Source organism: Pseudonocardia sp. SID8383 (assembly GCF_009864975.1).
Taxonomy (GTDB): domain Bacteria; phylum Actinomycetota; class Actinomycetes; order Mycobacteriales; family Pseudonocardiaceae; genus Pseudonocardia; species Pseudonocardia alni.
Genome location: NZ_WWFY01001021.1, coordinates 1 through 12,166, shown reverse-complemented (window position 1 = coordinate 12,166; position 12,166 = coordinate 1). Strand labels below are relative to the sequence as shown.

The following is a 12,166-nucleotide window of genomic DNA, read 5'->3' as shown; positions in this document are numbered from 1 at the left end:
CGATCGTCGCGGCGCCCGGCGCCGCGGGGACGTCCGCGCAGGCCGCGAGCGCGACGACGGCCACCCCGGCCGCCGCGACCCTGACCAGCCGGTTTCCGAGACGTGGCCGGTGCCGGCCACCCGTCGTGCTCGCCCGTCCCATGGAGCCACCTCTGCCGTCCGGCCCGGTACCGGGCCTCGTCCGCGCCGGGTGTCCGGCGCTCCTCGTGCGTGCGCGGTACCGGTCGGGCGCCGCGGCGTCGGACCAGCATCCGCCATCGGGCGTGGCCGTGCGGTGAACCGACGATCACGACACGGCGTCACGAACACGACGGTACGACCCGGCGCGACCCGGGGCCGCGGTGATCCTCGGTCGATCCACACCGGGGTCTCAGTCGTTCCACAGGTTCGGCTGGTGAACTCGGAGATGTCGGCGGGGAGGTCCACGAACCACCTGCCGGCACCGGATGGGTACGTCCGGGTGGCCCGCGGGCCGGCGCTGGGGAGCGGCCGGTGTGCCGCGCCGGAGCCCGGACCCGCCGTGCGGGGCCGACCGGCGCTGGGGAGCAGCCGGCCGGCCCGCACGGCGACGCCCGTCCGCGGAACCCGGCACTCGATGTTCGAACTTGCGTTCGAGTATTCTGCACGGGTGGGCTGGCAGAACCCGGACGTCCCCTGGGCGGAGCTGGAGAGTGCGCTGTCGGGTCGTTCCGTGCGCGACGGCGCGAGCCTGCGCGACGGCCCGGAGGCCGACGGCGGGGACGCACCGGCCTGGTCCGTCCACCGCGGCCCCTACGAGCCGCCCGAGGACCTGCACCCGGTGGGGCCCGGCGTCGTGCCGTACGCGGAGTTGCACTGCCACTCGCACTTCAGCTTCCTCGACGGCGCGAGCGCCCCGGAGGAGCTGGTCGAGCGCGCTGCCGAGCTGGGCCTGGAGGCCGTCGCGCTCACCGACCACGATGGCATGTACGGGGTCGTGCGGTTCGCCGAGGCGGCCCGCGCGCTCGGAGTGCGCACGGTGTTCGGCGCCGAGCTGAGCACCGGGCTGACCGCCCCGCAGAACGGCGTCGCCGACCCCGAGGGCGAGCACCTGCTGCTGCTGGCCCGCGGCCCCGACGGGTACCGCGCGCTGTGTCGCACCATCTCCACCGCGCAGATGCGGGGCGGGGAGAAGGGGCGGCCGGTCTACGACCCGGACGAGGTCGTCGCCGACACCGCGGGGAAGGTCGTCGTGCTCACCGGCTGCCGCAAGGGCGCGGTGCGCCGCGCCCTGGACCGCTCGGGCCCGGTGGCCGCCGCGGCGGAGCTGGACCGGCTGGTCGCGCGCTTCGGCGCGGAGAACGTGCGGGTCGAGCTGACCGTGTACGGCGAGCCCGGCGACACCGAGCGCAACGACGCACTGGCCGCGCTGGCCGAGCGGGCCGGCGTCGCGACGGTGGCGACGACCGGAGCGCACTACGCCACCCCCGACCGGGCCCCGCTGGCCGCGACCGTCGCCGCGGTCCGGGCCCGGCGCAGCCTCGACGAGATCGACCCCTGGCTGCCCGCGGCGGGCACCGCGTACCTGCGGTCCGGGCGGGAGATGGCCCTGCGGTTCGACGAGCGCCATCCCGGCGCGGTGGAGCGCGCGGCGGAGCTGGGCCGGGAGCTGGCGTTCGAGCTGCACCTGGTGGCGCCGGACCTGCCACCGTTCGATGTCCCGCCAGGGCACACCGAGACGACCTGGCTGCGGGTGCTGACCGAACGCGGCCGGATGGAGCGGTACGGCAGCTGTGACGAGAACCCGTTCGCGGCGCACACCGTGCAGCGCGAGCTGGAGATCATCGAGGCGAAGAACTTCCCCGGCTACTTCCTGATCGTCCACGACATCGTCGACTTCTGCCGCCGGTCGAACATCTTCTGTCAGGGCCGGGGATCGGCTGCGAACTCGGCGGTCTGCTACGCGCTGGGCATCACCAACGTCGACGCCGTCCGGCACGGGCTGCTGTTCGAACGGTTCCTGTCCCCGGACCGCGACGGCTACCCCGACATCGACCTCGACATCGAGTCCGGCCGCCGCGAGGAGGCGATCCAGTACGTCTACCGCCGCTACGGCCGGCTGTTCGCCGCGCAGGTCGCGAACGTCATCACCTACCGGCCGCGGTCGGCGATCCGCGACACCGCCCGCGCGCTCGGGTTCTCACCCGGCCAGCAGGACGCCTGGAGCAGGCGCGTCGAACGCTGGCACGCCCTGGAGGCGAGCGAGCTCCCGCAGGAGATGCCGCCGCTGCTGCTGGACCTCGCGGGGCAGCTGATGGGTGCGCCCCGGCATCTGGGCATCCACTCCGGCGGCATGGTCATCTGCGATCGGCCGGTGTCCGAGGTCGTGCCGGTGGAGTGGGCGCGGATGGCCGACCGGACCGTCGTGCAGTGGGACAAGGAGGACTGCGCCGCGGCCGGGCTGGTGAAGTTCGACCTGCTCGGGTTGGGCATGCTCACCGCGCTGCACCTGATGGTGGACCTGGTCACGACCGTCACCGGTGAGCGGATCGAGCTGCACGCGATCGGCGAGTCCGACCCGGAGGTCTACGCGATGCTGTCGCGCGCGGACTCGGTCGGGGTGTTCCAGGTGGAGTCCCGCGCCCAGATGGCCACCCTGCCGCGGCTGCGCCCGCGCGAGTTCTACGACCTCGTCGTCGAGGTCGCGCTGATCCGGCCCGGCCCGATCCAGGGCGGCTCGGTGCACCCCTACATCCGGCGGCGCAACGAGCTCGAGACCTGGGACCACGACCATCCGCTGCTCAAGCCCGCGTTGCACAAGACGCTGGGTATCCCGCTGTTCCAGGAACAGATGATGCAGATCGCCGTCGACGTCGCGGGGTTCACCGCGGCCGAGGCCGACGAGCTGCGCCGGGCCATGGGCTCCAAGCGGTCCACCGAGCGGATGGAACGGCTGCGTGGGCGGTTCTACGACGGGATGGCCGCGAACGGGATCACCGGCGAGCTCGCCGAACGGATCTTCGCCAAGATGCTGGCCTTCGCGAACTTCGGGTTCCCGGAGAGCCACTCGATCAGCTTCGCCGCGCTCGTCTACTACTCGGCGTGGTTCAAGCTCTACCACCCGGCGGCGTTCTGCGCGGGCCTGCTCAACGCCCAGCCGATGGGCTTCTACTCGTCGCAGTCGCTGGTGGCCGACGCCCGCAGGCACGGTGTGCGGGTGCACCGGCCGGACGTCAACGCAGGGCGCGCCGACGCCGTCCTCGAACCCGACGACGACAGCACCGGCGGCCGGGCGGTCCGGCTCGGCCTGGCGGGTGTCCGCACCGTCGGCGCGGACCTCGCCGCGGTCATCGACGCCGAGCGCGACGCGGGCGGCCCGTTCGCGGACCTGCCCGACCTGGCACGCCGGGTCCGGCTGACCGGCCCGCAGGCCGAGGCGCTGGCGACGGCCGGGGCGTTCGGCTGCTTCGGGGTGGAGCGGCGGGAGGCGCTGTGGGCGGCGGGCGTCGTCGCGGGGGTGCGCCCCGAACACCTGCCGGGCACCGCCGTCGGGTTCGACGCGCCGGCCCTGCCGGGGATGACCGAGGCGGAGCTGACCGTCTCCGACGTCTGGGCCACCGGTGTCTCCCCGGACAGCCACCCGGTGCAGCACCTGCGCGCGGACCTCGACGCGCTCGGCGCGGTCCGGATCGACCGGCTCGACGAGGTGGGCCGCCGCGCCGGCCCGGACACCCCGGCCCGGGTGCTGGTCGGAGGACTGGTCACCCACCGCCAGCGTCCGGCGACCGCGCGCGGGGTGACGTTCGTGAACCTCGAGGACGAGTCCGGGATGCTGAACGTGACCTGCTCGGAGGGGTTGTGGGCGCGCTACCGGTCGGTGGCGCTGGGGAGCGCGGGGCTGCTGGTCCGGGGCCGGCTCGAACGCAGCCCGGAGGGTGTGCTGAACCTGCTGGCCGACCGGCTGCAGCGGATGCCGCTGGCGGTGACGGTGGCGTCCCGGGACTTCCGCTGACCGTCTCGCCCGCGCCCGGCGCCGGGCCCTCGCGACCTCCGGGCCCCGCGGTCCCCGACCACGGGGACCACCGGGACACGCGGACCACCGGGGCCGGGCAGACCACAGGCCCCGCCGGAGGAACCGGCGGGGCCCGTGGGCGGTCGGAACGGGGTCAGGACTTGACGAGCGGCCCGCCCATCGACATCGCGCGTCCGCCCAGCGTCTGGCCGAACGCGTCGAACAGGATGTAGGCGAACACGATGCAGAACGCGAACGTCGTGATCCCGGCGATCGGGAACAGGCCCGCGTTGCCCGCGGTCACCCCGATGTAGGCCAGCACGAAGGTGATGTCGACGAGCACGAAGCCGATCGTGAACATCAGCGGCAGGCGCAGCGTCGCCAGCGTCAGCAGGACGAACACCAGGGTGAACGAGAGCAGATAGGTCGACTGGATCGACCCGACCTGCTCGGTGGACAGGGCCTCTCCGGTGCCGGCGTCGATGATCCAGCCGTTGTTCAGCGCCATGAGCAGCACGCCGAAGCTGGTCCAGAATGCGGAGAAGACCCCGAAGATCGCGGCGGTGACGCTGTCCCCGACGCGCAGCGCGACCATGGCCGACAGCAGCAGGAACAGACCCGCCGAGAAGGTCACGATCGGGATCATGCCGCCGGGCAGTGCGGTGGTGTCCAGGTAGCCCACGAACCACAGACCCAGCGTGATGCCGGACGGCAGGAAGCAGATGAGGCCCATCAGGGCCGGGTTGGCAGCCGGGGCCGCTGCTGCCGGGGCGGGCGGGGCAGCAGCGGCGTGCGCCCCCGCGGTGTCGCTCTCCACGCTCATGGAAAACTCCTCGTCGAGTTCGTGACCGGTCGAGCACCGGCGGTGTGATTCTGCTCTCGCGGAGATCGTTTTTCGCCCCTCCGTACGACCAGACCCCGACCTGTACCCCGGTCGCACGGAACCGGACCGTCGTCGCAGCTCGCGGGGACGGCGCCCCCTACCTGCGCGGCACGTACGCGTCCTTCGGTCAGGTTCGACCGGCCCGGGCGTCACCTGAGAGGATGCCCGGGTGAGCGCACGCGTGATGGACGGCAAGGCGACATTGGCGGAGCTGCTCGACGACCTGCGTGGCCGTGTCGAGAAGCTGACCGCCGCCGGGGTGACCCCCGGGCTGGGCACGGTGCTGGTCGGTGACGACCCCGGATCGCACGCCTACGTGCGCGGCAAGCACCGCGACTGCGCCAAGGTCGGCATGACCTCGCTGCAGCGCGAGCTCCCCGCCGACGCGAGCCAGGCCCAGGTCGAGGACACGATCGACGAGCTGAACGCCGACCCGACCTGCACGGGCTTCATCGTGCAGCTCCCGCTGCCGGACGGTCTCGACGCCGGCGCCGCGCTGGAGCGGGTCGACCCGGGCAAGGACGCCGACGGTCTGCACCCGACCAACCTGGGTCGCCTGGTCCTCGGCGAGCCGGGACCGCTGCCGTGCACCCCGCGCGGCATCGTCGAGCTGTGCCGCCGGTTCGGTGTCGAGCTGAACGGGGCGCGGGTCGTCGTCGTGGGTCGTGGCGTGACGGTCGGCCGCCCGCTGGGGCTGCTGCTGACCCGCCGTTCGGAGAACGCCACCGTCACCCTGTGCCACACCGGCACCCGGGACCTGACGGCGCACCTGCGGGAGGCCGACGTCGTCGTCGCCGCGGCGGGCCGGGCGGGGCTCATCACCGCCGACCAGATCAAGCCGGGCGCCGCGGTGCTCGATGTCGGCGTCACCCGTACCGACCTGGGCCTGGTCGGCGACGTGGCGCCCGAGGTCGCCGAGGTCGCCGGGCTGCTGGCGCCGATGCCGGGCGGCGTGGGGCCGATGACCCGCGGGATGCTGCTGACGAACGTCGTCGAGGCAGCCGAACGCAGCCTGGCGGAGTGAGAATCGATACCGAACGCAGCCTGTCGGCATGACGGGCGGCGGGGGGCGGTGATGGTGGCGACCCGTTCCGGTCACGGCCTGCGGGCCCGGCTGCGGGCGCACTGGCCGCTGCTCGTCGTCCTCGGTGTGTCGCTGGTCGGGCTGCAGCGGGTGATCACCGAGCACTGGCGCGAGGGGTCCGCGGCGCTGGCGGTGGCGATGCTGGTCGCCGCGGGCTTGCGCGTCGCGCTGCCGCCGGACCGGGTCGGGCTGCTCGCGATCCGCGGCCGCTACGCCGACGCGCTGGTGTACGGCGGGTTCGGCGTCGTCGTCCTGCTGCTGGCTCTGACGATCACCCAGGGCTCGCTGACCATCAGCTGAGTGCTCGGCTGCGGGAGCCGCCGGTCGTCTCCGGGCCCGCCGGGCGCCGGGTCGGGGGTCTGCGGGGGCCCGCGGGACGCTTGCTCCCGGGGCGCCCGGGGCCGGTGCTGGTCGCGCGCACGACCCGGCCCGGCCGGGCGGGGAGATCCCCGGTCGGTGCGCTGCGGGACGGCCTGATAATGATCATCGCTAACGAGATTCTACCGGTGGGTACACCCGCTCCGGGACGGGGGTTGCTCCGGACGGGTTGCGTGACGTCGCCCACGGTGGCCCGCTGATCACCCGTTGATCGCAACGAAGATCCATCCGCCACCCGGTCGGCGGCGCTCGGTCCGGCGGGACCCCACGGACGGAGGTGGTCCCTGCCACCGTCCGCGAGCATGATCGCGCCATGACCGACCGCAGCGGCCACATCGTCGACACCCTCGTGACCGCCTTCGACGACCTGATGGCCGCCGACCCCGCGGCGTTCCGGACCAAGTTCCGGAAGATGGCCGCCGACCCGTTCGCGTTCTACCGGGGCAGCGCCTGCCTGTTCTACGACGACGTCGCCCGCCGCGAGGACCCCTGGGTCGACGAGCGGACCGCCCGGGTCTGGATCCAGGGCGACCTGCACGCGGAGAACTTCGGCACCTACATGGACGGCGACGGCGTGCTCGTCTTCGACGTCAACGACTTCGACGAGGCCTACCTCGGCCACTGGACCTGGGACGTCACCCGGTTCGCGGCCAGCCTGTGCCTGCTCGGCTGGCGCAAGGCGCTGTCGGACCGGTCGCTGTCCGAGCTCGTCGAGCGCTACTGCCGCAGCTACCTGGCCCAGGTGCGGCACTTCGCCGACCGCGACGACGACGCGTTCTCGCTGCGCCTGGACACCACCGAGGGACCGGTGCACCAGGTCCTGCAGACCGCGCGCACCCGGACCCGGGTCGGACTGCTCGACGCGGTCACCGAGACCGAGGGCTTCGACCGGATCCTGCGCGCCGGCCCCGGCGTCCGCACCCTCGACGACGACGAGAAGGCCGCGGTCACCGCGGCGTTCGAGGCGTACGTGGCCACGATCCCGGAGTCCCGGCGCCACCGCGGCGTCGCCTACACCGTCAAGGACGTCGCCGGGCGCTCCGGCGTGGGCATCGGCAGCGCCGGGCTGCCGACCTACACGGTGCTGGTCGAGGGGCTGAACCAGGCGCTGGACAACGACATCGTCGTGTCGATGAAGCAGGGCAACGTGGCCGCGCCCTCGCGGGTGGTCACCGACGAGCGGGTGGCGTCGGCGTTCCGCCACCACGGGCACCGGACGGCGGTCTCGCAGCGCGCGCTGCAGGCGCACGCCGACCCGATGCTGGGTTGGACCGAGCTCGACGGCGTCGGGTTCGTCGTCGCCGAGGTCTCGCCCTACGAGGCGGACCTGGACTGGTCGGAGCTCACCGAGCCCGATGAGATCGCGCCGGTCGTCGCGGACCTGGGCCGGGCCACCGCGAAGATCCACTGCGTGGCCGACGCCGACGCCGACCACGCGCTCGTCGACTTCCGGGTCGAGGAGGCGGTCGCGGCGCGCACCGCCGGTGCGGAGGACGCGTTCGTGGAGTGGGTCGTGGAGTTCGCCCACGACTACGCCCGGACCGTGCGCGCCGACCACGCGCTGTTCGTGGAGGCGTTCCGCTCCGGGCGCATCCCCGGCGTCAGCTCGGCCTGACACGCCGACGGCCCGCCCTCCCGGCAGCGGGGGGACGGGCCGTCGCGGTGGGGCTACTTGCCGGCGAAGGCGTCGATCGCCGCGTTGAACGTGGCGCTCGGCCGCATGACCGCGTCGGTCTTCGCGCGGTCGACGTAGTAGTAGCCGCCCAGGTCGACCGGGTCGCCCTGGACCGCGTTCAGCTCACCGACGACCGTGTCCTCGGCGGCGGCGAGCTTCTCGGCGAGCGGGGCGAAGATCGCGGCCAGCTCGGTGTCCTCGGTCTGCGCGGCGAGGGCCTGCGCCCAGTACAGCGCGATGTAGAAGTGGCTGCCGCGGTTGTCGAGCTCCCCGACCTTGCGCGACGGCGACTTCCCGTTCTCCAGCAGCGTGCCGGTGGCCTCGTCGAGGGTCTGGCCGAGCAGCTTGGCCCGCAGCGGCTCCTCGGTCTTCGACGCCAGCATCTCCAGAGAGACGGCCAGCGCGAGGAACTCGCCGAGGGAGTCCCACCGCAGGTGGTTCTCCTTCTGCAGCTGCTGTACGTGCTTCGGCGCGGACCCGCCGGCGCCGGTCTCGAACAGGCCGCCGCCGTTCATCAGCGGGACGATCGACAGCATCTTCGCCGACGTGCCCAGCTCCATGATCGGGAACAGGTCGGTGAGGTAGTCGCGCAGCACGTTGCCGGTCACCGAGATGGTGTCCTCGCCCTTGCGGGCCCGCTCCAGGGTGTAGCGGGTGGCCTCGGCGACCGGGAGGATCTCGATGGTCAGTCCGTCGGTGTCGTGCTCGCCCAGGTACGTCTCGACCTTCGCGATCAGCTGCGCGTCGTGGGCGCGCGCCGAGTCCAGCCAGAAGACGGCGGGGGAGCCGGTGGCCCGGGCCCGCTCGACGGCCAGACCGACCCAGTTGCGGATCGGGGCGTCCTTGGTCTGGCAGCCGCGCCAGATGTCGCCCTCGCCGACCTCGTGCGAGAGCTTCTCCTCGCCCGACGCCGCGTCGACGACGCGCACGGTGCCCGCGGAGGCGATCTCGAAGGTCTTGTCGTGGCTGCCGTACTCCTCGGCCTTCTGCGCCATCAGCCCGACGTTCGGGACGGTGCCCATCGTCGTCGGGTCGAAGGCGCCGTTGGCCTGGCAGTGCTTGACGGTCTCGTCGTAGAGCGGGGCGTAGGACGAGTCCGGGATGACGAACTTGGTGTCTTGCAGCGCGTCGTCGGCGTTCCACATCCGGCCGGAGGTGCGGATCGCGGCCGGCATCGAGGCGTCGATGATGACGTCACTCGGGACGTGCAGGTTGGTGATCCCGCGCGCGGAGTCGACCTGGGCCAGCGCCGGGCCGGTCTCGTAGGCGGCGGTGATGGCCTTCTCGACGGCGTCGCGCTTGTCGGCGGGCAGCTTCTCCAGTGCGGTCAGGATCGAGGCGAGACCGTCGTCGGGGTCGGCGCCCACGGAGGCGAGGTCGTCGGCGAAGGAGGCGAACACGTCGGCGAAGTAGGCGCGGACGGCGTGGCCGAAGATGATCGGGTCGGAGACCTTCATCATCGTGGCCTTGAGGTGCACCGAGAACAGCACGCCCTTGGCCTTGGCGTCGGCGACCTGCTCGGCGAGGAAGGCCTGCAGCGGCTCGCGACGCATGACGGCGCCGTCGAACACCTCGCCGTCCAGCAGCGCGACCTTCTCCTTCAGCACCGTGACGGTGCCGTCGGCGGCGACGTGCTCGATGCGGACCGCGCCGTCACCGGCGGCGGTGAACGAGGTCTCGGAGTGGCGGAAGTCGCCGTCGTCCATGGTGGCGACGTGGCTGGCGGAGTCGGAGCTCCAGGCGCCCATCGAGTGCGGGTGCTTGCGGGCGAAGTTCTTCACCGACAGCGGGGCGCGGCGGTCGGAGTTGCCCTCGCGCAGCACCGGGTTGACCGCGGAGCCCTTGACCGAGTCGTAGGCGGCGCGGGCGGCCTTCTCCTGCTCGGTCTGCGGGTTGTCCGGGTAGTCCGGTACGTCGTAACCGGCGCCCTGGAGCTCGGTGATCGCCGCCTTGAGCTGCGGGATCGACGCCGAGATGTTCGGCAGCTTGATGATGTTGGCGTCCGGCGTCTTCGCCAGCTCGCCCAGCTCGGACAGCGAGTCCGGGACGCGCTGGGCGTCGGTGAGCCGGTCCGGGAACTTCGCCAGGATGCGGGCGGCCAGGGAGATGTCGCGGGTCTCCACGTCGACCCCGGCCTGGCCGGCGAAGGCCTCGATGACCGGCAGGAAGGAGTGGGTCGCCAGTGCCGGCGCCTCGTCGGTGTACGTGTAGATGAGCTTCATCGCGTCCTCAGGCCTGCCTCGGCTCGTCGTGTGTGCTGCCGTGTCCAGCGAGCGGGCCGCGACGGCGCCGGCGGACGGGCCCGGGACGACCGGGCGGGTCCCCGGCGCGGCGACCCGCTGACTGGGCCACACGCTATCTGTTCACCGGTCCCGCACGCCCGCAGGAGTAACCGGCCCGACACCCCCGTGATGGTCGAGCCCACGGCCGCGGACCGGCTACCGTGGTCGCGGCAGCGCTCGGCGGGAGGGGAACCACGGTGGCGAAGGTCTTCGGGCTCACCCGGAAGTCGCTCCTGAGGGGCTGGCCGCTGGTCGGGCTCATCGGAGTCGGCCTCACGGTCGTCGCACTCGCCTACGGCGGTGTCACCGGGAACCTGGAGACCACCGGGTGCCGTGTCGTCGTGCAGGGCGAGCAGGTGACGGTGCGCGCGGCGCCCGGCAACTCGGCGGCGCCGGTCCGCACGCTCCCGGTCGGGACCGAGGTCGCGGCGGAGACGATCGTCGACGGCGGCTTCCGCAAGCTCACCGAGCAGAACCAGTGGGTCCCGGTGGACTCCGTCGCCGCGACCTCGGGCAGCCGGTGCTGAACCCGTCGCGCAGCGTGATCAGGGGTGCGGCACAGTAGACGGTGTGAACGCGCTCGCCACGGTCAACGTCAACGGGGTCCGTGCCGCCGCCACCAAGGGGCTGCTGGAGTGGCTGGCCGGGACCGACGCGCGGGCGGTCTGCCTGCAGGAGGTCCGGGCACGGCCCGACGAGCTGCCGGCCGCCTTCCTGGCCGCGCTCGACGAGGGCGGCTGGCACCTGCGCCTGGCCCCGTCGCTGACGGCGAAGGGCCGCAACGGCGTCGCGGTGCTGAGCCGGGACGAGCCCGAGGCGGTACGGATCGGCTTCCCGAGCGGAGCCCGCGGAGCGAGCAACGGCACCGACCCCACCACCGACCTGGACGGCCGCTACGTGGAGGTGGACCTGCCCGGCGGGCTCACCGTGGCCTCGTTGTACCTGCCCAAGGGCATGGCGGGCACCGAGCGGCAGGACCACAAGGACGCGTTCTGCGCGGCCTTCGGTGACCACCTGCGCACCGCGTTCGACCGGTGCGCCGCCACCGGGCGGCAGATGGTCGTCGGCGGGGACTGGAACATCGCCCCCACCGAGCTGGACCTGCGCAACTGGCGCGGGAACCGGCGCAACTCCGGGTTCCTGCCGCACGAGCGGGAGTGGTTCGCGAAGCTGCTCGAACACGGCTGGCGCGACGTGGTCCGCGAGCGGCACCCGGGCGTCGACGGGCCGTACTCGTGGTGGAGCTACCGCGGGCGGGCCTTCGACAACGACACCGGGTGGCGGATCGACCACCTGCTCACCACCCCCGGGCTCGCGGACGCCGCGCACGAGGCCGTCGTGGACCGGGCGCCCGCGCACGACCGGCGCTTCTCCGACCACGCCCCCGTCGTCGTCCGGCTGGGGGCCGTGTGATCGCCGGCCGGATGGTCGGCGGCCGCTACCTGCTGCTCGACGAGCTGGGCCGGCGCGGTTTCGGGCCCACCCACCGTGCCGAGGACCGCATCACCGGCCGCACCGTCGCCGTCACCGAGATCGCGCTGCCCGCGGTGGCCGGGGTGCGGGAGCGCCTGCTGACCGAGGTGCGGGCCGCCGGACGGCTGCGCCACCCGTCGGTCGTCGGGGTGCTGGACCTGGTCACCGACCGGTCCCCGGCCGGGGACATGCGCGAGTACCTGGTCACCGAGCACCCGGAGGCGCGACCGCTGGGTGCGGTCGTCGAGACGGCGCCGCCCTCTCCCCGGCAGGTCGCGCTCGTGGGCCGGGACGTGCTGGCCGCCCTGCGTGCGGTGCACGCCGACGGCGGCACCCACGGCGGCCTCGACGCCGACGCGGTGCTCGTCACCGCCGAGGGCCGCGCCCTGCTCACCGACGTCGGCCTCGCCCGCGCGGTCGG

The 12,166-nt window shown here is 73.3% G+C and carries 9 protein-coding genes; 7 read left to right on the top strand and 2 right to left on the bottom strand.

Features of this window, described 5'->3' with window-relative positions; translation table 11 throughout:
- Positions 1-628 precede the first annotated feature (628 nt).
- Positions 629-3,970, top strand: a complete 3,342-nt coding sequence (locus GTW08_RS24545; protein WP_073576413.1) for an error-prone DNA polymerase — start codon at positions 629-631, stop codon at positions 3,968-3,970.
- A gap of 154 nt (positions 3,971-4,124) precedes the next feature.
- Here the strand turns inward: GTW08_RS24545 and GTW08_RS24540 are convergent, their stop codons facing one another.
- A complete protein-coding gene (locus tag GTW08_RS24540; protein WP_073576412.1) occupies positions 4,125-4,793 on the bottom strand; it encodes a GPR1/FUN34/YaaH family transporter in 669 nt (222 codons plus the stop codon).
- A 229-nt stretch (positions 4,794-5,022) separates the two neighbouring features.
- On the opposite strand from GTW08_RS24540, the gene GTW08_RS24535 reads away from it, so the two are divergent.
- From GTW08_RS24535 to GTW08_RS24525, 3 genes are all read left to right on the top strand, one after another.
- A complete protein-coding gene (locus GTW08_RS24535) occupies positions 5,023-5,877 on the top strand; it encodes a bifunctional methylenetetrahydrofolate dehydrogenase/methenyltetrahydrofolate cyclohydrolase (protein ID WP_073576411.1) in 855 nt (284 codons plus the stop codon).
- 51 nt (positions 5,878-5,928) lie between these two features.
- Positions 5,929-6,237 carry a DUF3017 domain-containing protein gene (locus GTW08_RS24530; protein WP_073576410.1) on the top strand — a complete coding sequence of 103 codons (309 nt, stop codon included), beginning with the start codon at positions 5,929-5,931 and terminating at the stop codon, positions 6,235-6,237.
- A gap of 391 nt (positions 6,238-6,628) precedes the next feature.
- Positions 6,629-7,930 carry a DUF2252 domain-containing protein gene (locus tag GTW08_RS24525; protein ID WP_073576409.1) on the top strand — a complete coding sequence of 434 codons (1,302 nt, stop codon included), beginning with the start codon at positions 6,629-6,631 and terminating at the stop codon, positions 7,928-7,930.
- Positions 7,931-7,983: 53 nt separating this feature from the next.
- Here the strand turns inward: GTW08_RS24525 and GTW08_RS24520 are convergent, their stop codons facing one another.
- Entirely contained in the window at positions 7,984-10,212 is a 2,229-nt protein-coding gene (locus tag GTW08_RS24520; protein WP_073576408.1) for an NADP-dependent isocitrate dehydrogenase, read from the bottom strand.
- A gap of 257 nt (positions 10,213-10,469) precedes the next feature.
- Here GTW08_RS24520 and GTW08_RS24515 point away from each other — a divergent pair, with 257 nt between their 5' ends.
- The 3 genes from GTW08_RS24515 to GTW08_RS24505 all read left to right on the top strand — a co-directional run.
- The gene (locus tag GTW08_RS24515) at positions 10,470-10,799 is read left to right on the top strand and encodes a hypothetical protein (RefSeq protein WP_161152602.1); all 330 of its coding nucleotides are present in this window, start codon (positions 10,470-10,472) and stop codon (positions 10,797-10,799) included.
- Between the two features lie 43 nt (positions 10,800-10,842).
- The gene (locus tag GTW08_RS24510) at positions 10,843-11,685 is read left to right on the top strand and encodes an exodeoxyribonuclease III (protein WP_161152601.1); all 843 of its coding nucleotides are present in this window, start codon (positions 10,843-10,845) and stop codon (positions 11,683-11,685) included.
- Positions 11,682-12,166 (top strand): protein kinase domain-containing protein (locus GTW08_RS24505; RefSeq protein WP_161152600.1); only part of this gene is annotated, 485 nt, incomplete at its 3' end. The genes GTW08_RS24510 and GTW08_RS24505, both read left to right, overlap by 4 nt.